Source organism: Aeromonas sp. s1(2024) (assembly GCF_040908005.1).
In the GTDB taxonomy this organism is placed as follows: Bacteria; Pseudomonadota; Gammaproteobacteria; order Enterobacterales; family Aeromonadaceae; genus Aeromonas; species Aeromonas caviae.
Window position 1 is genome coordinate 53018 of the sequence record NZ_JBFOCW010000014.1, and the last position, 25904, is coordinate 78921.

At 59.0% G+C, this 25904-nt stretch carries 24 protein-coding genes and 2 tRNA genes; 21 read left to right on the plus strand and 5 right to left on the minus strand.

All coding sequences use genetic code 11. The features are described from left to right. Positions 1 to 441 precede the first annotated feature (441 nt). The 4 genes from AB5Y70_RS03380 (at position 442) to AB5Y70_RS03395 (ending at position 5798) form a co-directional block, all read left to right on the plus strand. A complete protein-coding gene (locus AB5Y70_RS03380) occupies positions 442 to 2166 on the plus strand; it encodes an ABC transporter ATP-binding protein (protein WP_010675387.1) in 1725 nt (574 codons plus the stop codon). A 58-nt stretch (positions 2167 to 2224) separates the two neighbouring features. Continuing rightward, on the plus strand, positions 2225 to 3781 hold the full coding sequence (locus AB5Y70_RS03385; RefSeq protein WP_043153242.1) for an ABC transporter substrate-binding protein: 1557 nt from the start codon (positions 2225 to 2227) through the stop codon (positions 3779 to 3781). Positions 3782 to 3877: 96 nt separating this feature from the next. Continuing rightward, on the plus strand, positions 3878 to 4852 hold the full coding sequence (locus AB5Y70_RS03390; protein ID WP_039040297.1) for an ABC transporter permease: 975 nt from the start codon (positions 3878 to 3880) through the stop codon (positions 4850 to 4852). 4 nt (positions 4853 to 4856) lie between these two features. Beyond that, entirely contained in the window at positions 4857 to 5798 is a 942-nt protein-coding gene (locus AB5Y70_RS03395; protein ID WP_043153239.1) for an ABC transporter permease, read from the plus strand. 220 nt (positions 5799 to 6018) lie between these two features. Here AB5Y70_RS03395 and dxs read toward each other — a convergent pair whose 3' ends face one another. Genes dxs through xseB form a run of 3 tightly spaced genes read right to left on the minus strand, consistent with a single transcriptional unit; the run spans position 6019 to position 9048 of the window. After that, positions 6019 to 7884 carry a 1-deoxy-D-xylulose-5-phosphate synthase gene (dxs, locus tag AB5Y70_RS03400; RefSeq protein ID WP_043153238.1) on the minus strand — a complete coding sequence of 622 codons (1866 nt, stop codon included), beginning with the start codon at positions 7882 to 7884 and terminating at the stop codon, positions 6019 to 6021. Between the two features lie 21 nt (positions 7885 to 7905). Then, positions 7906 to 8796, minus strand: coding sequence for a (2E,6E)-farnesyl diphosphate synthase (gene ispA / locus AB5Y70_RS03405; protein WP_043153237.1), 891 nt, complete (start codon positions 8794 to 8796; stop codon positions 7906 to 7908). Next, positions 8797 to 9048, minus strand: coding sequence for an exodeoxyribonuclease VII small subunit (gene xseB, locus AB5Y70_RS03410; protein ID WP_010675381.1), 252 nt, complete (start codon positions 9046 to 9048; stop codon positions 8797 to 8799). A gap of 234 nt (positions 9049 to 9282) precedes the next feature. On the opposite strand from xseB, the gene pomA reads away from it, so the two are divergent. The 3 genes from pomA (at position 9283) to greA (ending at position 11567) form a co-directional block, all read left to right on the plus strand. Further along, positions 9283 to 10041 (plus strand): flagellar motor protein PomA, encoded by a 759-nt coding sequence (gene pomA, locus AB5Y70_RS03415; protein WP_029314770.1) that lies wholly within the window; start codon positions 9283 to 9285, stop codon positions 10039 to 10041. Between the two features lie 10 nt (positions 10042 to 10051). After that, entirely contained in the window at positions 10052 to 10945 is an 894-nt protein-coding gene (locus tag AB5Y70_RS03420; protein ID WP_042878323.1) for a flagellar motor protein MotB, read from the plus strand. A gap of 145 nt (positions 10946 to 11090) precedes the next feature. Further along, on the plus strand, positions 11091 to 11567 hold the full coding sequence (gene greA / locus AB5Y70_RS03425; protein WP_010675378.1) for a transcription elongation factor GreA: 477 nt from the start codon (positions 11091 to 11093) through the stop codon (positions 11565 to 11567). Positions 11568 to 11614: 47 nt separating this feature from the next. Here greA and AB5Y70_RS03430 read toward each other — a convergent pair whose 3' ends face one another. Together AB5Y70_RS03430 and yhbY are read right to left on the minus strand one after the other, a co-directional pair. Continuing rightward, complete coding sequence (locus AB5Y70_RS03430) at positions 11615 to 12208, minus strand: PilZ domain-containing protein (RefSeq protein WP_043153235.1); 594 nt, start codon at positions 12206 to 12208, stop codon at positions 11615 to 11617. 105 nt (positions 12209 to 12313) lie between these two features. After that, the gene (gene yhbY, locus AB5Y70_RS03435) at positions 12314 to 12610 is read right to left on the minus strand and encodes a ribosome assembly RNA-binding protein YhbY (protein WP_010675376.1); all 297 of its coding nucleotides are present in this window, start codon (positions 12608 to 12610) and stop codon (positions 12314 to 12316) included. A 97-nt stretch (positions 12611 to 12707) separates the two neighbouring features. Between yhbY and rlmE the strand changes: the two genes are divergently transcribed. The 14 genes from rlmE to rpsO all read left to right on the plus strand — a co-directional run bounded on the left by rlmE (position 12708) and on the right by rpsO (position 25813). Then, positions 12708 to 13337, plus strand: a complete 630-nt coding sequence (gene rlmE, locus AB5Y70_RS03440) for a 23S rRNA (uridine(2552)-2'-O)-methyltransferase RlmE (RefSeq protein WP_010675375.1) — start codon at positions 12708 to 12710, stop codon at positions 13335 to 13337. Positions 13338 to 13382: 45 nt separating this feature from the next. Further along, positions 13383 to 15335, plus strand: coding sequence for an ATP-dependent zinc metalloprotease FtsH (gene ftsH / locus AB5Y70_RS03445; RefSeq protein ID WP_041212504.1), 1953 nt, complete (start codon positions 13383 to 13385; stop codon positions 15333 to 15335). A gap of 84 nt (positions 15336 to 15419) precedes the next feature. After that, positions 15420 to 16265: a dihydropteroate synthase gene (gene folP, locus AB5Y70_RS03450; protein ID WP_029314768.1), complete on the plus strand. Its 846-nt coding sequence runs from the start codon at positions 15420 to 15422 to the stop codon at positions 16263 to 16265. A gap of 18 nt (positions 16266 to 16283) precedes the next feature. Continuing rightward, positions 16284 to 17618: a phosphoglucosamine mutase gene (gene glmM / locus AB5Y70_RS03455; protein WP_039040289.1), complete on the plus strand. Its 1335-nt coding sequence runs from the start codon at positions 16284 to 16286 to the stop codon at positions 17616 to 17618. 131 nt (positions 17619 to 17749) lie between these two features. Next, on the plus strand, positions 17750 to 18514 hold the full coding sequence (gene tpiA / locus AB5Y70_RS03460; protein ID WP_043153232.1) for a triose-phosphate isomerase: 765 nt from the start codon (positions 17750 to 17752) through the stop codon (positions 18512 to 18514). Continuing rightward, positions 18515 to 18841, plus strand: a complete 327-nt coding sequence (gene secG / locus AB5Y70_RS03465) for a preprotein translocase subunit SecG (protein ID WP_010633113.1) — start codon at positions 18515 to 18517, stop codon at positions 18839 to 18841. It begins immediately after the preceding gene. 7 nt (positions 18842 to 18848) lie between these two features. Beyond that, a tRNA-Leu gene (locus AB5Y70_RS03470) sits at positions 18849 to 18933 on the plus strand. Positions 18934 to 19024: 91 nt separating this feature from the next. Continuing rightward, a tRNA-Met gene (locus AB5Y70_RS03475) sits at positions 19025 to 19101 on the plus strand. Between the two features lie 166 nt (positions 19102 to 19267). Further along, on the plus strand, positions 19268 to 19726 hold the full coding sequence (gene rimP, locus AB5Y70_RS03480) for a ribosome maturation factor RimP (protein ID WP_010675370.1): 459 nt from the start codon (positions 19268 to 19270) through the stop codon (positions 19724 to 19726). Positions 19727 to 19740: 14 nt separating this feature from the next. Beyond that, positions 19741 to 21243 carry a transcription termination factor NusA gene (gene nusA, locus AB5Y70_RS03485; RefSeq protein ID WP_039040286.1) on the plus strand — a complete coding sequence of 501 codons (1503 nt, stop codon included), beginning with the start codon at positions 19741 to 19743 and terminating at the stop codon, positions 21241 to 21243. Positions 21244 to 21263: 20 nt separating this feature from the next. Further along, the gene (gene infB / locus AB5Y70_RS03490) at positions 21264 to 23966 is read left to right on the plus strand and encodes a translation initiation factor IF-2 (protein ID WP_043153231.1); all 2703 of its coding nucleotides are present in this window, start codon (positions 21264 to 21266) and stop codon (positions 23964 to 23966) included. 55 nt (positions 23967 to 24021) lie between these two features. Continuing rightward, entirely contained in the window at positions 24022 to 24456 is a 435-nt protein-coding gene (gene rbfA / locus AB5Y70_RS03495) for a 30S ribosome-binding factor RbfA (protein ID WP_010675366.1), read from the plus strand. Between the two features lies 1 nt (position 24457). Further along, positions 24458 to 25408 carry a tRNA pseudouridine(55) synthase TruB gene (gene truB / locus AB5Y70_RS03500; RefSeq protein ID WP_041215670.1) on the plus strand — a complete coding sequence of 317 codons (951 nt, stop codon included), beginning with the start codon at positions 24458 to 24460 and terminating at the stop codon, positions 25406 to 25408. Positions 25409 to 25543: 135 nt separating this feature from the next. Continuing rightward, positions 25544 to 25813 carry a 30S ribosomal protein S15 gene (gene rpsO / locus AB5Y70_RS03505; RefSeq protein ID WP_010675364.1) on the plus strand — a complete coding sequence of 90 codons (270 nt, stop codon included), beginning with the start codon at positions 25544 to 25546 and terminating at the stop codon, positions 25811 to 25813. The last annotated feature ends 91 nt before the right edge of the window (positions 25814 to 25904 follow it).

Sequence of the window (25904 nt, forward strand, 5' to 3'; positions counted from 1 at the left end):
AGATATGCTGCCGTCAAAAAATCATTTCACATAAATATTCACTACTCATTCGAAGCTGGTCAGCATAATGCTGATAGTGAATAAGATGGTTTGTTGCTATTTTGTTGAAACATAATTGGTTGATGGTCTCGCAATGCCAGCGTAATCTCTGGTAATGTGACTTTTATCGACATTTTAACCCCAGGGTGTCGGCATTCTCTGGGCAAAGTATTGCGAAATTGTATAACTGGATCATTTACACCCGCGGGCAAACCGACTAACTTACTCGCGGGTTATTCCAAAAAAATGCAAAAAACCCGCCCGGATCGCTGGTTTGGCTGCCTCATGGATTGAGCGTTAATTACACAACAACGGCTCTTGAGCAGTACCAAGGCACAACCAGCATCTGCGGCTGATTTACGGACGAATTATTTGGGACGGATGTCCCCCGCAGAGGTAACCATGTCCTTGCTTGAAGTCAAAAACTTGCGGATCGAGTACCCCTCCCGCTACGGGGTGCTTGCCGCGGTCAAGGATCTCTCTTTTTCTGTTGAAAAGGGCGAGATCGTCGGCGTCGTCGGTGAGTCCGGCGCTGGCAAATCCACCATCGGCAACGCCGTCATCGATCTGCTGAGCCCGCCCGGTCGCATCGCCCGTGGTGACATCTACCTCAACGGCGAGCTCATCTCCGGGAAGAGCCAGAACGAGATGCGGGCCATTCGCGGCTCGCGCATCGGTTTCATCTTCCAGGATCCCATGACCTCCCTCAACCCGCTGTTCACCGTGGAGCAGCAGCTGGTGGAGACCATCCTCGCCAACACCGACCTGTCCCGCGAGGCGGCCTTTGCCAAGGCCCTCGAGCTGATGGGGGCGGTGGGGATCCCGAACCCGGACGTGCGCATCAAGCAGTATCCTCACCAGTTCTCCGGTGGCATGCGCCAGCGGGTGGTGATCGCCATCGCCCTCTCCGGGGATCCCGAGCTCATCATCGCCGATGAGCCGACCACGGCGCTGGACGTCTCCATCCAGGATCAGATCCTCCAGCTCATCCGCAACCTGTGCAAAGAGCGCCAGGTCGGCTGCATGCTGGTGACCCATGACATGGGGGTGGTCTCCAACGTCACCGACAAGGTGGCGGTGATGTACCGCGGCGATCTGGTGGAGTTCGGCACCACGGAACAGGTGCTGGGCCGCCCCAATCACCCCTATACCCGCAGCCTCATCTCGGCGGTTCCCCGCTCGGATGTCAAGCTGGTGCGCTTCCCCCTGGTCTCCTATATCGAGGATGCCGGTGCGGCGGATACCAGCATCGATCTCAAGACCCACTGGCTCGGCCAGAGTCAGGACGAGCGCACCTATGAAGGCGCGCTGTTGCGGGTGGAGAACGTGGATCTGAAGTTCGTCACCAAGGATTCCATCTTCCCGAGCCGCCGCCAGTACGTGCGCGCCTGCAACAACATCAGCTTCGAGATCTTCGAGGGTGAGACTTTCGGTCTGGTGGGGGAGTCGGGCTCCGGCAAGTCCACCATCGCCCGTGCCATCACCGGGCTCTATCCGCCCGACACCGGCAAGATTGTCTTCGAGGGGATCGATCTCACCGCCCTGAAAGGGGAGCACGAGCGTCGCCCCCTGCGCCGCCAGATGCAGATGGTGTTCCAGAATCCCTACTCTTCGATGAACCCGCGCATGAAGGTGCGTGACATCATCGCCGAGCCGATCCGCTTCCACCGCCTCGCCGAGAGCGAGCGGCAGATAGAGCAGATCGTCGGAGACCTGCTGGATCACGTGGGCTTGGGCCGCGGCGCCGGGGTCAAGTATCCCCACGAATTCTCCGGTGGTCAGCGCCAGCGCATCTCCATTGCCCGCGCCCTGGCGACCCGCCCGCGCTTCCTCATCTGCGACGAGCCCACCTCGGCGCTGGATGTCTCGGTGCAGGCCCAGATCCTCAACCTGCTCAAAGACTTGCAACAGGAGCTTGGGCTCACCATGCTGTTCATCAGTCACGATCTGCCGGTCATCCGCCAGATGTGCGACCGTATCGGTGTGATGCAGCACGGTCATCTGGTGGAAGTGGCCGAGACCGAGAAACTGTTCACCAATGCCGAGCATGAGTACAGCCGCAAGCTGATCTCCCTCATGCCGGAATTCAAGGGAATGTCCCGCGAGGGGCTGGAAATCGCAAGCTAGGAAAGCACCGGTTCGCCGGTTTGTCTGTCAATAAAAAGCCAAAAGCATGGAGAAAGACATGAAGAAAGGATTATCCAAGATCGCCATGGCGCTGTTCGCCGCTGGTCTCGCGTTCAACGTTTCTGCTGCCGACATCAAGGTCGCCGTCGCGTCCGACGCCACCTCTCTGGACCCGCAGGAGCAGCTCTCCGGTCAGACCCTGGAGATGTCTCACCTGGTGTTCGACCCCCTGATGCGTTACACCCAGGATCTGCAGTTCGAGCCGCGTCTGGCCGAGAAGTATGAGCGCATCGACGACAAGACCGTCCGTTTCCACCTGCGCAAGGGTGTGAAGTTCCACTCCGGCAACGACTTCACCGCCGATGACGTGGTATGGACCGTCAACCGTCTGAAGGCCTCCCCGGACTTCAAGGCGATCTTCGACCCCATCGCCGAAGCCAAGAAGGTGGATGATTTCACCGTGGATCTCGTCACCGCCAAGCCGTTCCCGCTGGTGCTGCAGACCGTCACCTACATCTTCCCGATGGACTCCAAGTTCTATAGCGGCAAGACCGAGGCGGGCAAGGACAAGGCCGAGATCGTGAAGAACGGTGACTCCTTCGCCTCCACCAATGTCTCCGGTACCGGTCCGTTCAGCGTCAAGTTCCGCGAGCAGGGCGTGAAGCTGGAATACGTGCGCAACGCCAACTACTGGGACAAGGCCTCCAAGGGCAACGTCGAAAACCTGACCGTGGTACCGATCAAGGAAGACGCCACCCGTGTTGCAGCCCTGCTGGGCGGCGACGTGGACATGATCTACCCGGTTGCCCCGAACGATCTGGAGCGCGTGAAGAACGGCAAGGATTCCCAGCTGGTCACCCTGTCCGGTACCCGTGCCATCATCATCGAGCTGAACCAGAACACCAACCCGGCGCTGAAAGACAAGCGCGTGCGTCAGGCGATCAACTACGCCATCAACCAGGTGGGCATCGTCGACAAGATCAACAAGGGCTTCGGTACCCCGGCCGGCCAGCTGAGCCCGAAAGGCTACGCAGGCTACAACGAGGCGCTCAAGCCCCAGTATGATCTGGCCAAGGCCAAGGAGCTGATGAAGGAAGCCGGTTACGAGAAGGGCTTCAAGATGAGCTTCATCTCCCCGGCTGCCCGCTACGTCAACGACGTCAAGATTGCCCAGGCCGTCTCCGCCATGCTGTCCAAGATCAACATCAAGGTGGATCTGAAGACCATGCCGGTGGCCCAGTACTGGCCGGAGTTTGACAAGTGCGCCGCTGACATGCAGCTGATCGGCTGGCACTCCGACACCGAAGACAGTGCGAACTTCTTCGAGTTCCTGACCTTCACCAAGGATGCCAAGACCGGCATGGGTCAGTACAACTGCGGCGGTTATGCCAACGCAGAAGCTGACAAGATGGTGATGGAAGCCAACACCGAGACCGATCCTGCCAAGCGTGCCGCCATCCTGCAGAAGGTGGAAGCCATGTTGATCGACGACGCTGCCTATGTGCCGCTGCACTGGGAAGACCTGGCCTACGGTGCCAAGAATAACGTCGACATCAAGCCGGTGGTCAACGTGATGAACTTCCCTTATCTGGGTGACCTGGTGGTCAACAAGTAAGCGAAGCGTTTAAGGAAGGACCCGGCGGGGCACCCATGGTTGCCCCGCCATTAACAGAAGCCTGTGCCAAGACACAGGCCACGTAGAAGGACAAGCATGTTTACATTCCTGCTGAAACGGTTCTATCAGGCCGTGATAGTGATGTTCGTCATCAGCCTGGTCGCCTTCTCCATCCAGGACAACCTGGGGGATCCGCTGCGCGAGCTGGTGGGACAATCCGTCTCCGAGTCCGTGCGCCAGGAGCTGCGCGACAAGATGGGACTCAATGATCCCTTCCTCGTGAAATACAGCCGCTTCTTGAAGAACGCGGTACACGGGGATCTGGGCACTTCCTATTTCTTCAAGCGACCAGCCCTCGAGGTTATCCTCGACAAGCTGGTGGCTACCCTTGAGCTGGTGTTTGCCGCCGCGCTCATCATCGTCGTGGTCTCCATTCCGCTGGGGGTTTATTCGGCGATAAGACCGCGCAGCATCCTCACCAAGGTCATCATGGCGGTGAGCAGCATCGGCATATCGATCCCGGTCTTCCTGACCGCCATCATGCTGATGTACCTCTTCTCCATCCAGCTGGGCTGGCTGCCGGCCTATGGCCGTGGCGAGACCTACAACCTGCTGGGCTGGGAGTCGGGCTTCTTCACCTGGGACGGTATCTTGCACCTGGTGTTGCCAGCTGTCTCCCTCTCCTCCATCATGCTGCCGCTGTTCATCCGGCTGGTGCGCTCGGAGATGCTGGAGCAGCTCTCCTCCGAGTACGTCAAGTTTGCCCGTGCCAAGGGGCTGGACAACAACAAGGTCTACTACCAGCACGCCCTGAAGAACACCATGCTGCCGGTCATCACGGTGGGCGGTGTGCAGATCGGGACCATGGTGGCCTACACCATCCTGACCGAGAGCGTGTTCCAGTGGCCGGGGACCGGCTTCCTGTTCCTTGAGGCGATCCACCGGGTCGATACGCCGCTGATCACCGCCTACGTCATCTTCGTCGGCCTCATTTTCGTGGTGACCAATACCCTGGTCGACCTGCTCTACGGGTTGATCAACCCGACCGTCAACCTGACCGCCAAGGGGTAAGCACATGAGTAACGCAGTGACTGCGAGCCCGAGTCGTTGGGCACGCTTCAAAAATTCCGACATCGTCTACTACTTCCTGCGGGACAAGGTAGCCATGTTCAGCTTTGCGGTGTTTGTGGTCTTCGTGCTGGCGGCTCTGCTGGCACCCTGGATCGCACCGCACAACGTCTATGACCAGACCAGCTTCGATCTGATGGATGCGGAGCTGCCCCCCTCCTGGCTGGAAGGGGGCGAGGCCCGCTTCTGGCTCGGGACCGACAACCAGGGACGCGACATCTGGAGCACCATCCTCTATGGCGCCCGCATCTCCCTGACCATTGGTCTGTTCGCGGTGGGGCTGCAGCTGGTGCTCGGTATCGTCATCGGTCTGATGGCCGGTTACTTTGGTGGTCGCATCGACAACCTGCTGATGCGCTTTGCCGATGTGCAGCTGTCGTTCTCCACCATGATGGTGGCGATCATCATCTCCGCCATCTTCCAGGCGACCTTTGGCTCCGAGTTCTACTCGAAGTTCGCCATCCTGATGCTGGTGGTGATCATCGGTATCGCCGAGTGGCCCCAGTATGCCCGGACGGTACGCGCCTCCGTGCTGGCGGAGAAGAAGAAGGAGTATGTGGAAGCAGCTCAGGTGATGGGGTTCCGCGCCCCGCGCATCATGTTCCGCCACATTCTGCCGAACTGCCTGTCACCCATCCTGGTCATCTCCACCGTGCAGGTGGCGAACGCCATCATGAGCGAGGCGGCCCTCTCCTTCCTGGGTCTGGGGATGCCGGTTGATCAACCGTCCCTGGGGTCGCTCATCAGCGTGGGCTTCAACTACATCTTCTCCGGCTCCTGGTGGATCACCGCCTTCCCGGGCCTCTGCCTGGTGGTGCTGGTGCTGGTGATCAACCTGCTGGGTGACTGGCTGCGGGATGTGTTCAACCCGAAGATCTACAAGGGCTGATAAACCTATCCACGAACTGGCTGCGAGGCCGTGATCAAGGTTCATGTGCTGCTCACTTATGTGGAATCAGGAGTGCTCATGTATGTCTCGGTTCCTGAGCGGCTTGTAACCTTGTTGACGGCCTTCTCGCGACAGTGTGTGAGCAGGTTTGGTTTGGCACAGTGAATAACAAAAAAAGGGCGCCATCAGGCGCCCTTTTTATTGCTTGCAATAACCCTTGTCAGGCCTGCAGCCAGCTCTCGATGCGGGTCTGAATGCCCACGCTGTCCAGCCCCAGCAGGGCGTAGATCTCATCCTGGGTGCCCTGCTCGATGAAGCGGTCCGGCAGGCCGAGGTTGAGCACCGGTTTGCACTGCTTGCAGCCCATCAGCAACTCGTTCACCGCAGAGCCTGCACCGCCCATGATGGCGTTGTCCTCGAGGGTGACGAACTGATCGTGGGAGGCGGCCAGAGAGAGCACCAGCGCCTCGTCCATGGGTTTGACGAAGCGCATGTCCACCAGGGTGGCATCGAGCGCCTCTGCGGCTGCTCTGGCCTGTTGCAGCAGGGTGCCGAACGCAAGGATGGCGGTCCCCTTGCCCTCACGAACGACACGTCCCTTGCCGAGGGGCAGGGCCTGCATCTCGCTCTCGGCCTGGATACCGGTGCCGCTGCCACGAGGGTAGCGCACCGCCGCTGGCCCGTTGCACAGATAGCCGGTGTAGAGCATCTGGCGGCACTCGTTCTCGTCGGACGGGGTCATCACCACCATGTTGGGCACGGTGCGCAGGAAGCTGATGTCGAACGCCCCCTGATGGGTCGGGCCGTCGGCCCCCACCAGACCGGCCCGGTCGATGGCGAACAGCACCGGCAGGTTCTGCAGCGCCACATCGTGGATCAGCTGGTCATAGGCCCGCTGCAGGAAGCTCGAATAGATGGCGACCACGGGTTTCTGGTCGGCGATGGCGAGACCGGCGGCGAAGGTGACCGCATGTTGCTCGGCGATGGCCACATCGAAGTAGCGATCCGGATATTGCTGGCTGAATTTCACCAGACCGGAGCCTTCGCGCATGGCGGGGGTGATACCGACCACGCGCTCGTCCTTGGCGGCGATATCGCACAGCCACTGACCGAAGATGGCGGAGAAGGTGGGTTTGCCACCGGCGCTCTTGGGCAGGGCACAGTCATCCGGGTTGAATTTGGGGACGGCGTGATAGCCGATGGGATCTTTTTCCGCCGGCTCGTACCCCTTGCCCTTCTTGGTCTTGACGTGCAGCAGCTGGGGACCCTTGAGGTTGCGCATGTTGCGCAGGGTTTCGACCAGGGCATGGATGTCGTGACCGTCGATGGGGCCGATGTAGTTGAAGCCGAACTCCTCGAACAGGGTGCCGGGTACCACCATGCCCTTGAGGTGCTCCTCGGCCCGCTTGGCGAGCTCCTTGACCGGCGGCAGCCCCGCCAGCACCTTCTTGCCCCCCTCGCGAATGGTGGTGTAGAGCTTGCCGGACATCAGCCTGGCGAGGTGATTGTTCAGGGCCCCCACGTTCTCGGAGATGGACATCTCGTTGTCATTGAGCACCACCAGCATGTCCTTGTGGACGTCGCCGGCGTGATTGAGGGCTTCGAAGGCCATGCCGGCGGTGATGGCGCCATCACCGATGACCGCGACCACCTTGCGGCCAAGCCCTTCGCTCTCGGCCGCCACCGCCATGCCGAGCGCTGCCCCGATGGAGGTGCTGGAGTGGCCCACGCTGAGCACGTCGTACTCGCTCTCTTCCCGCCAGGGGAAGGGGTGCAGGCCATCTTTCTGGCGAATGGTGTGAATGCGCTCCCGTCGTCCGGTCAGGATCTTGTGGGGATAGGCCTGGTGGCCCACGTCCCACACCAGCCGATCGAAGGGGGTGTTGTAGACATAGTGCAGGGCGACCGTCAGCTCGACGGTGCCAAGGCCGGAGGCGAAGTGGCCGCTGGAGCGGCTCACCGAGCGCAGCAGATACTCGCGCAGCTCGTTGCACACCACGGGCAGCCGCTCGAAGGGGAGGGATCGCAAATCGACCGGCGTGTCTGCGAGGGCCAGGTTGGGGAAATCGCTAATATCAACGCTCATATTGTTACTGTTATCCAGCGTTTAGTGGGTTCGCTCGATGATGTAATCGGCAAACGCTTCCAGAATGTCGGTATTGTAGGGCAAGGATTGCAGGGCTGTTAAGGCCTTGTCATGCAGTTCGCGAGCCAGCTCACGGGCATTGTCGAGTCCGAGCAGGGCCGGATAGGTACTCTTTTCCAGCGCCAGATCCGAGCCTTGCGGCTTGCCCAGGGTGGCAGTATCGCCCGTGATGTCGAGGATGTCGTCCTGCACCTGGAAGGCGAGTCCGATGGCGGCGGCAAAGGTTTGCAGGGCGGTGAGGGTGGCGGGTTCCACGTCAGCCTTGCACAGGGCGCCGAGGGTCACGGCGCACTCGATGAGGGCCCCGGTCTTGTGGCGGTGCACCTGCTCCAGCTCGCCGAGGCTGATCCGGCGTCCTTCGGCGTCCAGATCCAGTGCCTGACCGCCGCACATGCCGAGATAGCCGGACGCGCGGGCCAGGGCACTCAGCATCCGCACCCGGTTGGCCATCAATGTATCGGGCATGGGGTGGTCGGCCAGAATGGAAAACGCCAGGGTCTGCAGGGCATCGCCCGCCAGGATGGCTGTGCCTTCATCGAAGGCCTTGTGTACGGTGGGCTGACCACGACGCAGGTCGTCGTCGTCCATGGCGGGCAAGTCGTCGTGCAGGAGGGAGTATGCGTGAATGCACTCCACTGCGGCGGCGGGGCCATCCAGCAGTTCGCTCTTGACGCCCAGCATCTCGCCAACGGCATAGACCAGGAAGGGGCGCACCCGTTTTCCACCGAGCAGCAGGCCGTATTTCATCGCGTCCCGCAGACGTGGCGCCATGGCGGGCAGGGCGTCAAGCTGTGCCGAGAGGCAATCGTCGATGCGGCGCCGATGCAGGCGGGAGAAATCGTCCAGGGTCACTCACTCCTCTCCTTGTTCTGCTCGAAAGGGGACCGCTTGCTCGCTGCCATCGGCCTGGGTCAGGAGGATCTGGATCTTCTGTTCGGCCTGTTCCAGCTTCTGCTGGCCGGCACGCACCAGATGGATGCCCTGTTCGAATTGTTTGAGTGCCTCCTCGAGGGGGAGCGAGCCCTGTTCGAGTTGATGCACTATGGTTTCCAGCTCTTCCAGGGTGGCATCAAAACTCAGACGGTCGATTTTTTTACTGGCCATGTCCATCCTCGGGGATTGAAAAAAACGGCTCATCTTAACATCGACCGGCCACAGGGGGGAGGCAGAAAAACGCGGCGTCCTCAAACTATCCTGACCCTGGCCGATAAGAACGGGCATGCAACCACGCATTGCCGATCGGCGATTGCGGTGTACCGGGCTTGCTGCCGGGGACGCAATAGCAGAAAATTCAACGCAATATAATTAGACGGCACGTTCGGCGACAGGAGTAGGGATGTGGATTTAGGGAGTCTGATAGGCTTAGTGCTGGGGTTCGGGGTCGTGGTGTACGGCATGTTGCTGGGCGGCCCCATGAGCATGTATGTGGACATGCCATCGGTCTACATCACCATACTGGGGTCCGTGTTCATCTGCATGATGAAATTCAACCTCGGTCAGTTTCTGATGGCCTTCAAGGTCGCGGGCAAGGCCTTCATGTACAAGGGGGACAAGCTCGACGATCTCATCACCAAGGCGGTGGAACTGGCGGATGCTGCCCGCAAGGGGGGCTTTCTGGCTCTGGAGGCGGCGGAGATCCCAAATACCTTCATGAAGAAGGGCATCGACATGCTGGTGGACGGTCATGATGCCGACGTAGTGCGTGCGGTGATGGAGAAGGACATCGAACTGACGTCCGAGCGTCACGCCACGGCCATCAAGGTGTTCCGCTCCCTGGGGGATCTCGGCCCGGCCATGGGCATGATCGGTACCCTGGTGGGGTTGGTGGCCATGCTGGCCAACATGAGCGACCCCAAATCCATCGGTCCGGCCATGGCGGTGGCCTTGCTGACGACCCTGTATGGCGCCATCGAGGCCAACATGATTGCCATCCCCATCGCGGACAAGCTGGAACTGCGCAGCGGCGAGGAACAGTTGAGCCGCACCCTGATCCTCGACGCCATCATGGGGATCCAGGATGGACAGAACCCGAGGGTGATCCAGGCCATGTTGCAGAACTACCTGAATCAGTCCAAACGCAACAACGGGACCGAATAGGAGCGCACAGATGGCAAAGTGCAAGTGCCCGCCTCCCGGATTGCCCGGTTACATGGGAACCTTCGCGGATCTCATGTCCCTGCTGATGTGCTTCTTCGTGCTCTTGCTCTCCTTTGCCGAGATGGATGTGCAGAAGTTCAAGCAGATCGCCGGTTCCATGGAGAAGGCGTTCGGGGTGCAGAACATCCTGGAGGTCAAGGATATTCCCAAGGGAACCTCCGTCATCGCCCAGGAGTTTCGTCCTGGTCGCCCCGAGCCGACGCCTATTGACACCATCATGCAGCAGACCATCGACATGACCCAGACCGAGCTGGATTTCCAGCCTGGGGATGCGGACAAGGCGGGTGGACATGACAAGACCGAAGGCCAGCAGAGCGGTGGCGATACCGCCCAGGAGGCCCAGAAGGCGCAGGAACAGTCCAACACCCTGGCCAAGGCTCTGGCGGAGCAGATGCAGGCCCAGATCCAGGATGGGGCCATCGAGATAGAGGCGCTGGGTCAGCAGATCATCATTCGCATTCGCGAGAAAGCGGCGTTCCCGGCGGGATCCGCCTTCCTGCAACCCCAGTTCTGGCCGGTGATCCGCAAGGTGGCTGCGCTGCTCAAGGATGTGCCGGGGGAGATCACCGTCTCCGGCCACACCGACAATGTGGCCACCGAGGATGAGTTGTTCCAGTCCAACTGGGAGCTTTCGTCCCAGCGGGCGGTGGCGGTTGCCCACCAGATGATCAAGGTGCCCGGTTTTGACGGCAATCGTCTGGTGGTGCAAGGGATGGCGGATTCCCAGCCGCTGGTGCCCAACAACAGCCCGGAGAATCGGCGCATGAATCGACGTGTCGAGATCGCCATCATGCAGGGCAAACCGACGGTGTCGGCTCCGCTTGGCGTCTCGGAATCCAAGTAACGCTGGCCCAAAGCGGGATCCCGCTCGCAGGGGCTGACATGGATTTTGTGGCGGCTTCATATTAAGATGCCCCATCCGAACCGACAGCTGCGGCTCTCTTTTGATTGCCGCAGCTTCTCTTTATAAAGCAACCCAGGTTTCGACTATGAATCATACTCCGATGACTGTTCGCGGCGCTGAAAAGCTGCGTCAAGAGCTCGATTATCTCAAGACCGAGCTGCGTCCCCAGATTATCGAAGCGATTGCTGATGCCCGTGAACATGGCGATCTGAAAGAAAATGCCGAATACCATGCCGCCCGCGAGCAGCAGGGTTTCTGTGAAGGCCGCATTCAGGAAATCGAAGGCAAGCTCTCCAATGCCCAGATTATCGATGTCACCAAGATTGCCAACAATGGCCGCGTCATCTTCGGCGCAACCGTGACCCTGCTCAAAAGTGAAACGGAAGAGGAAGTGGTCTACCGCATCGTGGGAGACGACGAGGCGGACATCAAGCAGAACATGATCTCCGTGAATTCCCCCATTGCCCGCGCCCTGATCGGCAAGGAAGTGGATGACGTTGCCATCGTCAAGACGCCGGGTGGCGATGTGGAGTACGAGATCCTGGAAGTTGCCTATCTCTGATTGAACGTCGGGGAAAGAGACAGGGGAGCCGGGCTCCCCTGTTGTCTTTAGTCACCCTGATAGGCCTGGACGAAGGCGTCCTGGTGGCGCTGGAAGAGCCAGTCCCGCAATTGTTCCTGATCCTCCTTGCCCAGCCGGAACTGGACGGCCCAGTCATGGTAATGTTGATTGGCATCCACGTGCCTGACGAGGGTGCCTGTCATGGCCAGGGGAGGGAGATCCTCGATGCGAAGGTATCCGCCAAGTGGATCTCCCTTGGCAGAGGAGTCCGGCAAGCCGGCCACGATGAGACCGCCAAGGGAGAGGCTGTATACCTCGTACTCCGCGTCTTCGGTGCAGAGCACGGCCTTTTCGTCGAGTCGCCAGGCGCGCAGATGGGGCGAACCCAGCTCGGTAATGGTCGGCGCGGCGATGCGCAGCTCGGCGTGGCCCTCCTCTGCCTGGGTGCAGTGGAGCGGGAAACGCAATTGGTAGCCGGCGATGCGGGCTTCGAGTGTCAGAGGCTTGGCTCGCTGCAACAGGCTTTGGAGAGGAAGGGGCAGGGTGCCGCGCAGGTATTGGCTGGTGGCAATGTCTTCATCGTTTCCCAGGTCCCGCAGCATGGCCAGTTCTTCATCGGTGAGGAGCTGATGCTTGTCCATAGTGGGTGTCCACGGCTATTCATCGCAGGTTAAGGGCCTGGCAACTATTTTGGCAAGCGACTTGGGAAGAAGGGAAATGAAGGAAAGAGCGAATGCTCTTTCCTGTTACTTGCGTGGCAACTGGATCTTGGGCTCTTTGGCCTGACGGTAGATGGTCAGTACATGGCCCATGCTCTGTACCTTGATGGCGCCGGTCTCGCGAACGATGGCATCCATCACCAGCTGTTTCATCTCACGATCTTCAGACGCAACCTTAACCTTGATCAGCTCGTGGTGGTTCAGGGCCAGATCGATCTCGGCCAGCACCCCTTCGGTCAGACCGTGTTGTCCCAGCAGGACGACCGGCTTCAGACTGTGGGCCAGGCCCTTGAGGTACTGTTTCTGTTTATTGTTGAGAATCATGGCAATTTCTTCATAAGTCAGGGTTGAAAGGGGCGTATTCTACCCCCACTTAGCCCTTAATACTAATAACCCTTGTGGTTTTTTAAAGTCGACAATCATGACCCAGAAAAAACGTTCCCCCAGTTCAACCCGCTGGTTAAAAGAACATTTCGACGACCAATACGTCAAGAAAGCCCAGAAGTTGGGACTGCGCTCTCGCGCCGTTTTCAAGATCGACGAGATCCAGGGCAAAGACCGGCTGCTCAAGCCGGGGATGACGGTAGTGGACCTGGGGGCTGCTCCCGGTGGCTGGTCCCAATTTGCCATCGACCAGGTCGGTGACAAGGGGCGCGTCATTGCGTGTGATATTTTGCCGATGGATTCCATTGCCGGTGTCGATTTCCTGCAAGGGGACTTTCGGGAGGAAACTGTACTCGGCGCCTTGCTGGAGCGAGTCGGCCCCGACAAGGTGGATGTCGTCATGTCCGACATGGCGCCCAACATGAGCGGTACCCAGCAGGTGGATCAAGCCCGTGCCATGTACCTGGTGGAACTGGCGCTGGACATGTGCAATCAGGTCCTAAGCAGTAATGGCAGTTTTGTAGTCAAGGTGTTCCAGGGGGAAGGGTTTGATGCCTATCTCAATGAAATACGTAGACTTTTCTCTGTCGTCAAGATTCGAAAACCAGACTCGTCCCGTGCCCGTTCACGAGAAGTCTACATTGTGGCTACCGGTTTTAAACTGTAGTACCCTAACCCTCATCGTTAACTGTCAGTCTGCGAGGTCATTGATTTGAGTGACATGGCGAAAAACCTAATCCTGTGGCTGGTCATCGCCGTCGTGCTGATGTCGGTGTTCAATAGCTTCAGCCCCAGCGATACCACCAGTCGCCAGCTGGACTATTCCAGCTTCGTGAAAGAAGTGACCCAGGAGCAGATCCGTGAAGTGCGGATGGATGGCAAGGTCATCAATGGCGTCAAGCGCACCGGTGAACGTTTCACCACCATCATTCCTGCGCCGGATCCCCAACTGCTCAACGACATGCTCAACCATAACGTCAAAGTGATGGGTGAGAAGCCGGAAGAACCATCTCTGATCACGTCCATCTTCATCTCCTGGTTCCCGATGCTGTTGCTGATCGGTGTCTGGGTCTTCTTCATGCGTCAGATGCAGGGCGGCGGCGGCAAGGGTGCCATGTCGTTTGGCAAGAGCAAGGCTCGCCTGATGAGCGAAGATCAGATCAAGACTACCTTCGCCGACGTAGCTGGTTGTGACGAGGCAAAGGAAGAGGTCAAGGAGCTGGTCGACTATCTGCGTGACCCGACCAAATTCCAGAAGCTGGGTGGCAAGATCCCGACCGGCGTCCTGTTGGTAGGTCCTCCCGGTACCGGTAAGACCCTGCTGGCCAAAGCCATTGCAGGCGAGGCCAAGGTGCCGTTCTTCACCATTTCAGGTTCGGACTTCGTGGAAATGTTCGTGGGTGTCGGTGCCTCCCGGGTACGTGACATGTTCGAACAGGCCAAGAAATCCTCCCCCTGCATCATCTTCATTGATGAGATCGATGCGGTCGGTCGCCAGCGTGGCGCCGGTCTGGGTGGTGGTCACGACGAACGTGAGCAGACCCTGAACCAGATGCTGGTTGAAATGGATGGTTTTGAAGGCAATGAGGGCATCATCGTCATCGCCGCCACCAACCGTCCCGACGTACTGGATCCTGCTCTGCTGCGTCCAGGTCGTTTCGACCGCCAGGTCGTGGTCGGCTTGCCGGATGTTCGCGGTCGTGAGCAGATCCTGAAAGTGCACATGCGCAAGGTACCGCTGGCGGATGACGTCAATCCGGCGCTGATTGCCCGTGGTACCCCTGGTTTCTCCGGTGCCGATCTGGCCAACCTGGTGAACGAGGCTGCCCTCTTCTCTGCTCGCGAGAGCCGCCGAGTGGTCTCCATGCTGGAGTTCGAAAAGGCGAAGGACAAGATCATGATGGGGGCGGAACGTCGCTCCATGGTGATGAAAGAGTCCGAGAAGGAGATGACGGCCTATCATGAAGCGGGTCACGCCATCATTGGTCGCGTGGTGCCGGATCATGACCCTGTCTACAAGGTCTCCATCATTCCGCGCGGCCGTGCGCTGGGTGTGACCATGTACCTGCCGGAACAGGACCGCTGGAGCCACTCCAAGCAGCATCTGGAGTCCATGATCTCCAGCCTGTATGGCGGTCGTCTGGCGGAAGAGCTGATCTACGGTGCCGAGAAGGTATCGACCGGTGCATCCAACGACATCGAACGTGCCACCGACATCGCCCGCAAGATGGTGACCCAGTGGGGCATGTCCGAGCGTCTCGGCCCCATGCTTTACGCAGAAGAGGACGGTGAAGTCTTCCTCGGCCGTAGCATGGCCAAGGCCAAGCACATGTCTGACGATACCGCCCGCATCATCGATGCCGAGGTCAAGCAGGTCATCGATCGCAACTACGATCGTGCCAAGCAGATCCTGCTGGACAACATGGATGTGCTGCACACCATGAAAGATGCATTGATGAAGTACGAGACCATCGATGCCAAGCAGATCGATGATCTGATGGCGCGTCGCGAGGTCCGTGCTCCCAGCAACTGGCATGATGAGCACGGTGACACCCCGCAAGGTGGTGCCAGCGTGAACAACGGGCCGGAGGCCAAGGCGCCGGCTGAAGAGGGCAGTGCACCTCTGAGTGACATCGACAAGGCGAACGATGTCCCGGCCAAATAAGTTGTCATGATACAAACCCCGGGCTTGCCCGGGGTTTTTCTTTGCACGAAGAGTTTGCCGCTCTTGTTGGAGGTAGTTGAAGCAATGCAGTTAATCAGCAAGGGACGTCCCCTTTCTCTCGACCGTCCCCATGTCATGGGCATTCTCAATGTGACGCCGGACTCCTTTTCAGATGGTGGCCGCTTCAAGCAGATCGATCTGGCGTTGGGTCATGCCCGCGACATGGTGGCCGATGGGGCCACCCTTATCGATATAGGTGGCGAGTCGACCCGCCCGGGCGCCCCCGACGTGAGCGAGCAGGAGGAGCTGGACAGGGTCATCCCCGTGGTGGAGCGCATGGTCGCCGAGCTGGATGTGATGATCTCCCTCGATACCTCCAAGGCGATTGTCATGCGGGAGGGTTGTGCTGCAGGTGGTCACCTCATCAATGATGTCCGCGCTCTGCAAGAGCCGGGAGCGCTGGGCGCGGCGGCCGAGGCTGGCGTACCGGTATGCCTCATGCACATGCAGGGGCAGCCCCGTACCATGCAGGTGGAGCCGCACTATGACGATTTGCTGGGGGAGGTGAGAGCCTTCTTTGACGAGCGGATTGCCGCTTGTCTGGGGGCCGGTATCCCGCGTGAGCATCTGGTACTGGATCCAGGCTATGGCTTTGGCAAGACGCTGGCGCACAACTATCAGCTGCTGGCACAGCAGGCGTCACTGCTCGATTACCAACTTCCGCTCTTGGTGGGCATGTCACGAAAGTCTATGATAGGCAACCTGCTTGACCGCCCGGTAGCCGAGCGGTTGGCTGGTAGTCTGGCCTGTGCCCTGATCGGGTTGCAACATGGCGCCAGGATCATCCGGGTGCACGACGTGCGGGCCACCATGGATGTCTTGCGTACAGGCTGGATGACCATGACGGGACAAGATTTCATATCCAAATAGAAAAACGAGAAACAGACAATGACCAGAAAGTACTTCGGCACCGACGGCGTGCGCGGCAAGGTGGGTGAATACCCGATCACCCCAGATTTCGTCATGAAACTGGGCTGGGCCGCCGGCAAGGTGCTCTCCAAGAAAGGGACCAAGAAGGTGCTGATCGGCAAGGATACCCGTATCTCCGGTTACATGCTGGAGTCGGCACTAGAGGCGGGGCTCTCCGCCGCCGGTCTCAAAGCCATATTGATGGGACCCATGCCCACCCCGGCGGTTGCCTACCTGACTCGCACCTTCCGTGCCGAAGCCGGCATCGTCATCAGTGCATCCCACAACCCCTATTACGACAACGGCATCAAGTTCTTCTCCGCCGACGGCACCAAGCTGCCCGATGATGTCGAGCTGGCCATCGAAGCCGAGCTCGACAACGAACTCAAGTGCGTGGAGTCCGCGGAGCTTGGCAAGGCGCAGCGCATCGATGATGCGGCTGGTCGCTACATAGAATTCTGCAAGAGCACCTTCCCCTCCAATCTGAGCCTGGAAGGGCTGAAAATGGTGGTGGATTGCGGTCATGGTGCCACCTACCACATCGCCCCTTCCGTCTTCCGCGAGCTGGGTGCCGAAGTCATCGCCATCGGCTGCAGCCCGGATGGGCTCAACATCAATGACGGTGTCGGTTCCACCGCACCGGAGGCGCTGGCCGCCAAGGTCCAGGAATGCAAGGCAGATCTCGGCGTCGCCTTCGACGGTGACGGCGACCGTCTGGTGATGGTGGACAGCACTGGTTACATCATCGACGGGGATGAGATCCTCTACATCATCGCCCGGGATGCCCTGCGCCATGGCCGCCTCAAGGGCGGTGTGGTGGGCACCCTGATGGCCAACATGGGGCTGGAGCTGGCGCTTCAGACCCTGGGCATCCCCTTTGCCCGTGCCAAGGTGGGTGACCGCTACGTGCTTGAGATGATGAACGAGAAGGGCTGGCGCATCGGGGGCGAAAACTCCGGTCACATCATCTGCCTGGATCAGACCACCACGGGGGATGGTATCGTCGCCGCTCTGCAGGTGCTGACGGCCATGCGCAGTGCCGAGATGCCGCTGGCCAAATTGCGTTCGGGCATGAGCAAGTTCCCGCAAGTGCTGGTCAATGTGCGCTTCGCCGAAGGCAAGGATCCGCTGACCTCCAGTGCCGTTCAGCAGGAAGTGGCGGCAGTGGAGCAGGAACTGGCCGGCCGTGGCCGGGTGCTGCTGCGCAAATCCGGCACCGAGCCCCTGATCCGGGTCATGGTCGAAGGTGAACACGAACAGCAGGTGCGCGATATGGCAGAGCGCATCGCCAAACAGGTCGAATCGGCGTTTTAATGAACAACCAAGGCGGCTTTTTAGTCGCCTTGGTTGTATCTTGTTCAAACGATTCGAAAATTTGAAAATAGCACTTGTCAGCTGAGCATCCTCTGGATATTATCAGCCCCGCTTTCGCAAGGGAGTTGCCGATGGGACATCGCAAGCCGTTTGTAGCAGCCAACTGGAAGTTACACGGTAGTAGGTCGCAGTTAGAGCAGTTTACGAGTCAGTGCACAGAGCGCATTGATGAAGACGTAGATGTGGTCTTGTGTACATCCCATGTGCATCTCGGTTTCACAGCCGAACTGCTCGGTGAGCAGGGAAGAGTGAAGCTAGGGGCTCAGAACGTGAGCCAGCACAGACAGGGCGCTTATACGGGTGAAATCTCGTGTGAGATGCTGGTTGAGGCAGGTTGCCGATATGTACTTGTTGGCCACTCCGAGCGCAGGCGTCTCTTTGGTGAGACCAGTTTTATCGTCGCAGAGAAGTTTGCTGCAGTCAGAGCAGCAGGTCTGATACCCATACTTTGTCTGGGTGAGTCAGGCGCGGCGAGGCAGGCAAGAAGAACCTTTGAGGTGATTGCCGAGGAACTGGACATCGTCATAGAGAAAAATGGCGCGATGGCTTTCGATAATGCTATCATCGCCTACGAGCCAATCTGGGCTGTAGGTACAGGTAAATGCGCCACACCCGAGCAGGCACAAGAGGTTCATTCCTTTATTCGCAGTCGCTTGGCGGAGGATACTCCGGTAATAGGTGAGAAAGTAAGAATCATCTATGGTGGGAGCGTGACACCGGCCAATGCACAAGATTTGTTTGCGCAGCCCGATATTGATGGCGGTCTGATAGGCAGGGCAAGTCTTGATTGCGAGGCGTTTTTAGGAATAGTTGAAGCGGCAAAGGGTGCAAGTTAAATGTACGAGATTCTTTTGGTCGTTTATCTGCTGGTATCGCTGGCTCTGATTGGTCTGGTGATGATTCAGCAAGGTAAAGGGGCTGATATGGGCGCCTCCTTCGGCGCAGGGGCATCGAATACTGTATTCGGCTCCGGTGGTTCAGGCAGTTTCCTGACCCGCACAACAGCAATTTTGGCTACTCTGTTTTTCTTGATTAGTCTGGTTCTGGGTTCCATGTCCAGCAACAAGGTCAAACAGGGTAGTGAATGGGAAAATCTGCAACAGACTCAACAAGTTGAGCAGAGCAAAGCGCCAGTCAAGAAAGATACTGACGTTCCCGAATAAGAGTTTTGCCGTGGTGGTGGAATTGGTAGACACGCTATCTTGAGGGGGTAGTGCTCTAGGGTGTGCGGGTTCGAGTCCCGCCCACGGCACCAATTAAGCAGTGAACCCGGGTAACCGGGATGTTATAGCCGCTGAGTCTTGTCTCACGAGAGTGAAGTGGCTATAATCTCGCACGATTTCGGACGCGGGGTGGAGCAGCATGGTAGCTCGTCGGGCTCATAACCCGAAGGTCGTCGGTTCAAATCCGGCCCCCGCAACCAAATTTCACGCATTTCCTACGCTCAGGAAGGCGGTCGCTGCGAGGCGACAATCAGGGTAAAGCGCCAAGCCCCGATTTGACATCGGGGCTTTTTGTTATGTGCAATTTACTCTGAATCTATTTCTATCTGGGCTATATGCCCTTTTTTCGTTTTTCGGAGGGTGACTTTGGCTACGTTGGAACAACGTTTGACCGATCTGCTCGAGGCTCCGGTCGTTGCCTTGGGTTTTGAACTGTGGGGTATCGAGTTTATCCGTGCGGGTAAGCACTCGACCTTGCGCGTTTTCATCGACTCGGAGCAAGGCGTGACGGTGGAAGACTGTGCCGAGGTGAGCCGCCAGGTCGGCGCCATCATGGATGTCGAAGATCCCATCACCGAGGAGTACTACCTTGAGGTGTCTTCCCCGGGTCTGGATCGTCCACTGTTCAAGGTCGCCCAGTTCGAAAAATACGTTGGCCAGGAGGCGGCGGTAACGCTTCGGATGGCAACAAACAACCGCCGCAAGTTCAAAGGCGTAATCAAAGCCGTGCAGGGGGACATGATCACTCTGACGGTAGATGGTAAGGACGAGGTGTTGGCTTTCACCAATATCCAAAAAGCGAACATAGTGCCGAACTTTGGTTAACGAGGCTATCGGATATGAATAAAGAGATTTTGCTGGTCGTTGACGCTGTGTCCAACGAGAAGGCTGTCCCCCGCGAGAAGATTTTCCAGGCTCTGGAGACTGCGCTGGCGACTGCGACCAAGAAAAAATACGAAGGCGAGATTGAAGTGCGTGTCGAGATCGATCGCAAGACCGGTGACTATGACACCTATCGCCGTTGGGTCGTGGTGGCCGATCAGGCTTCCATGGAGAACCCGTACGGGGAAATCACTCTCGAAGCCGCTCAGATCGAGCAGCCGGATATCCAGATCGGCGACTATGTTGAAGACCAGATTGACTCTGTGACCTTCGACCGTATCACCACCCAGACCGCCAAGCAGGTCATCGTGCAGAAAGTGCGCGAGGCCGAGCGTTCCCAGGTCGTTGACCAGTTCAAGGACAAGGAAGGCACCATCATCAGCGGCGTGGTCAAGAAGAGCAACCGCGACAACGTGATCCTGGATCTGGGCAGCAATGCCGAAGCCGTGATCTTCCGTGACGACATGCTGCCCCGTGAGACCTTCCGTCCCGGCGACCGTATCCGTGGCCTGCTCTACGCCGTGCGTCCGGAAGCCCGTGGTTCCCAGCTGTTCGTCAGCCGCTCCAGCCCGGACTTCCTGAAAGAGCTGTTCCGCATCGAAGTGCCGGAAATCGGCGAAGAGATGATCGAAATCATGGGCGCCGCCCGTGATCCGGGTTCCCGCGCCAAGATCGCGGTCAAGACCAACGATCGTCGTATCGACCCGATCGGTGCCTGTATCGGCATGCGTGGTGCCCGCGTTCAGGCCGTCTCCGCCGAGCTGAGCGGTGAGCGTGCCGACATCGTGCTGTACGATGACAACCCGGCCCAATACGTGATCAACGCCATGGCGCCAGCCGATGTGGCTTCCATCATCGTTGATGAAGACAACCACACCATGGACATCGCCGTGGAAGCCGCCAACCTGGCCCAGGCCATCGGCCGCAACGGTCAGAACGTGCGTCTGGCCTCCCAGCTGACCGGTTGGGAACTGAACGTGATGACCGTCGAGGACATGCGTGCCAAGCACCAGGCCGAGAACGACCGCATCCTGACGCTGTTCACCAGCACCCTCGATATCGACGACGATTTCGCCGGCCTGCTGATGGAAGAGGGCTTCTCCACTCTGGAAGAGATCGCCTTCGTCCCGGTCAACGAGCTGCTGGCCATCGACGGTCTGGATGAAGACATGGTCGAAGAGCTGCGCAAGCGTGCCAAGGATGCCCTGACCACCAAGGCCCTGGCCAAAGAAGAATCCTTTGAAGGCGTCGAGCCTTCCGAAGAACTGCTCAATCTCTCCGGCCTCGGCCGTGAAATGGCCTATGCCCTGGCCGCTCGCGGTGTCGGCACCCTGGAAGATTTGGCAGAGCAAGGTATCGATGACCTTGCCGACATCGAAGAGTTGACCGCCGAGAAGGCTGGTGAGCTCATTATGGCTGCTCGCAATATCTGTTGGTTCGGAGAAGAGCAGTCTGAATAAGGTCAAACGGAGGAAAATGAATGGCAGAAGTATCAGTTAAGCAACTTGCCACTGACATCGACACGCCGGTTGATCGTCTTCTCCAGCAGTTTGTCGATGCCGGCATCGTGAAGAGCAAGGCCGACGACATGGTCAGCGAGTCTGAGAAACAGACTCTGCTGGCACATCTGAAGAAACAGCATGGAGGTGACGAGGTCACCGCACCTGCTCGCATGACCTTGCAGCGCAAGACCAAGAGCACTCTGAGTGTTCAGGGGACTGGTGGCAAGAACAAGGAAGTGCAGGTAGAAGTGCGCAAGTCTCGCACCTATGTAAGACGCTCGGCGCTGGAAGATGAACAGCGCCAGGCGGAAGCCGAGGAAACAGCGCGTTTGGAAGCAGAAGAAAAAGCTCGTCGCGAGGCCGAAGAGAAGGCCCGCCTCGACGCTGAAGAGAAGGCTCGCCGTGAGGCTGAGCAGGCTCGTCGTGAAGCTGAGGAAAAGGCGCGGATCGAGGCACAACAGAAGGCTCGACAGGCTCAACAGCCCGCCAAAGCAGCCGGTAGCACAGCTCAGCAAGAGGCAGAAAAGATGGCCAAGCGCGAAGCAGAAGAACTGAAGCGCCAACAGGAACAGACAGCTTTGCAAAAAGCTGAAGAACTCGCCGCGAAGAAAGCCGAAGAGGCTCGCATCATGGCGGAACAGAATGCGGCCCGCTGGGCTGAAGAAGAAGCGGCTCGCGCCAAAGAGAGCAGCGATTACCATCTGACCACCAACAAGCACGCGCAAGCGGCCGAAGATGAGTTGGATCGTAAGGAAGAGACCAGCCGTCGCACGGCTGCCGCTGCCAAGGCGCCGAAGAAAGTCGGCCGTCGCGAAGACGACCGCAATGACCGCAACTCCCGCGATCCGCGTGCCCGCAAAGGCAAGCGTGGCAAGATGGCCATGCCGAACGCCATGAAACACGGCTTCAACAAGCCGGCTGCCGTGGTCAACCGTGACGTCGTCATCGGCGAGACCATCACAGTGGCGGAGCTCGCCAACAAGATGGCCGTCAAGGGCGTTGAAGTCATCAAGGTGATGATGAAGATGGGTGCCATGGCCACCATCAACCAGGTGATCGACCAGGAGACCGCTCAGCTGGTCGCCGAGGAGATGGGTCACAAGGTAGTGCTGCGCCGTGAGAACGAGCTGGAAGAGGCGGTACTGTCCGATCGTGACGAGACCTCCGAAGCCAAGCCGCGTGCGCCGGTCGTGACCATCATGGGTCACGTCGACCACGGCAAGACCTCGCTGCTGGACTACATCCGTAAAGCCAAGGTCGCGGCGGGCGAAGCCGGTGGCATTACCCAGCACATCGGTGCGTACCACGTCCAGACCGACAGCGGGATGATCACCTTCCTGGATACCCCGGGTCACGCGGCGTTTACCTCCATGCGTGCTCGTGGTGCCAAGGCGACCGACATCGTTGTTCTGGTTGTTGCAGCTGACGACGGCGTGATGCCGCAAACCATCGAAGCTATCCAGCACGCCAAGGCGGCCGGTGTGCCGCTGGTTGTTGCGGTGAACAAGATCGACAAGCCTGAAGCGGATCCGGATCGCGTCAAGACCGAGCTGGCCCGTTACAACGTCATGTCCGAAGACTGGGGTGGCGATTGCCAGTTCGTGCACGTCTCCGCCAAGTCTGGCGAAGGCATCGACGACCTGCTGGAAGCCATCCTGATCCAGGCTGAAGTCCTGGAGCTGAAAGCGGTGGTTGACGGCATGGCCAACGGCGTCGTGATCGAATCCTTCCTGGATAAAGGTCGTGGTCCGGTTGCCACCGTGCTGGTACAGGAAGGTACTCTGCGTCAGGGCGACATCGTTCTGTGTGGTCTTGAGTACGGCCGGGTGCGCGCCATGCGTGACGAACTGGGTCGCGAGATCAAGGAAGCAGGTCCCTCTCTGCCAGTGGAAATTCTGGGTCTGTCCGGCGTTCCCTCTGCCGGTGACGAAGCCACGGTCGTGCGTGACGAGAAGAAAGCCCGTGAAGTGGCGCTCTACCGTCAGGGCAAGTTCCGCGAAGTCAAGCTGGCCCGCCAGCAGAAGGCCAAGCTGGAAAACATGTTTGCCAACATGACCGAGGGCGAAGTGTCCGAAGTGAACGTGGTGATCAAGGCCGATGTACAAGGCTCTGTGGAAGCGATCTGCGATGCCCTGGTCAAACTCTCCACCGACGAAGTGAAGGTGAAGATCGTGGGTTCCGGCGTAGGTGGCATCACCGAAACCGACGCGACCCTGGCCGCGGCTTCCAGCGCCATCCTGGTGGGCTTCAACGTCCGTGCCGACGCTTCTGCGCGCAAGGTCATCGAATCCGAGAGCCTGGATCTGCGTTACTACTCCGTCATCTATGACCTGATCGACGAAGTGAAGCAGGCCATGAGCGGCAAGCTGGCTCCTGAGTATCGTCAGGAGATCATCGGTCTGGCTGAAGTGCGTAGCGTCTTCAAGTCGCCGAAGTTCGGCGCCGTTGCTGGCTGTATGGTCACCGAAGGTGTGGTCAAGCGTTCCAACCGCATTCGCGTTCTGCGTGACAACGTGGTTATCTATGAAGGCGAGCTGGAATCCCTGCGCCGCTTCAAGGATGACGTCAACGAAGTTCGCAACGGCTACGAGTGTGGTATCGCGGTCAAGAACTACAACGACGTGCGCGAAGGCGACCAGATCGAGGTGTACGAGACCGTTGAAATCCAACGGACTCTGTAAGCCGAGAGTTAGACAAAATAGGGGGCCGCGGCCCCCTTTTATCGCAGGATAGAATATGGCCAGAGAATTCAGCCGGACCCGTCGGGTCGGACAGCAGATCCAGCGTGAAATCGCGCTGATCCTGCAGCGCGAGGTGAAAGACCCGCGCATCGGCATGGTGACCGTCTCCGACGTGGAGGTCTCCAAGGACCTCAACTATGCCAAGGTTTATGTCACCTTCTTGCAACTGGAGAATGACGCCGAGCGCATCAAGGAAGGGCTCAAGGGCCTGACCGAGGCTGCCGGTTACATCCGCAGCCTGCTGGGTAGCGCCATGCGTCTGCGGGTGGTGCCCGAGCTGCGTTTCTACTACGACCAGACCCTGGTCGAGGGGATGCGCCTCTCCAACCTGGTGACCAACACTGTGCGTGAAGACAAGCGTCGCATGACTGAAGCCGGTCGTGACGAAGAGCAATCCGCACCGGATGACACGACTGAGGATAACGCCTGAGATGTCTCGTAGACGTCGTTTCAAAGGCCGTGACGTACACGGCATCCTGCTGCTGGACAAACCGACCGGCCTGACTTCCAACGATGTGTTGCAGAAGGTCAAGCGGATCTACAACGCCGCCAAGGCTGGCCATACCGGCGCCCTGGACCCCCTGGCCACCGGCATGTTGCCGATCTGCCTCGGGGAGGCCACCAAGTTCTCCCAGTATCTGCTGGAAGCGGACAAGCGCTATGAGGTGACCGCCAAGCTGGGCGAGCGCACCAATACCAGCGACTCCGACGGCGAGGTGGTCTCCACCCGTCCGGTGAACGTGGCCGTGGGTACCCTGATCGAGGCGCTGGACCAGTTCCGCGGCCCCATCATGCAGGTGCCGTCCATGTACTCCGCCCTCAAGCACAACGGCCGTCCGCTCTACGAATATGCCCGTGAAGGGATCGAGATCGAGCGGGAAGCCCGTCCCATCACCATCTTCGAACTCAAGCTGCTCGGCTTCGAGGGGAACGAGGTGAAGCTGGAAGTGCATTGCAGCAAGGGTACCTATATCCGTTCCCTGGTGGACGATCTGGGGGAAGTGCTGGGCTGTGGCGCTCACGTCACCCAGCTGCGTCGCACCCAGGTGGCGAGCTACCCCTACGAGCGGATGCTGACCCTGGAGCAGCTCGAGTGTATCTTCGAGCAGGCCAAGGCCGAAAGCATTCCGCCACGGGAGCAGCTGGATCCCCTGTTGCTGCCGATGGACACCGCCGTGGCCTCTCTGCCCGAGGTGAACATGCTGGTCGCCGTGGCCGCCTATGTGAACCAGGGTCAGGCCGTGCAGGTGGCAGGTAGCCCCCAAAGCGGCCAGGTCCGCATGACGGTTGGCCCGGAGCGCGAATTCATCGGGGTTGGCGAGATCGATGACGAGGGGCGCGTGGCGCCCAAGCGTCTTGTTCGCTACCACGACGAGGAGTGATCCTCAGGCGGTATCGGTCTGTCACGCGTCTTTCCCGTTGCGAAAAGGGGCGGGGACGATTATGATACCGCCCTCATTTCACGGCTGAATTAGAGATTGGCTGTGAACCTTTAAACACTCTACTGGAGTAATACCATGTCTCTAAATGCTGAGATCAAAGCTCAAATCGTTGCCGACAACGCTCGTGGCGCCAACGACACCGGTTCCCCCGAAGTGCAAGTTGCCCTGCTGACTGCCCAGATCAACCATCTGCAAGGTCACTTCAAGGAGCACGCCAAGGATCACCACGGTCGTCGCGGTCTGCTGCGCATGGTTTCCCAGCGTCGTAAGCTGCTGGACTACCTGAAGCGTAAAGACGTTCAGCGTTACGCTGCTCTGATCGCCAAGCTGGGTCTGCGTCGTTAATCGACCATCAGATTTCGCAAAAAAGGGGAACCGCGAGGTTCCCCTTTTTTATTGCCCGTTTCAAACAGGATGCAGGCCGTTGCCTGCCTCA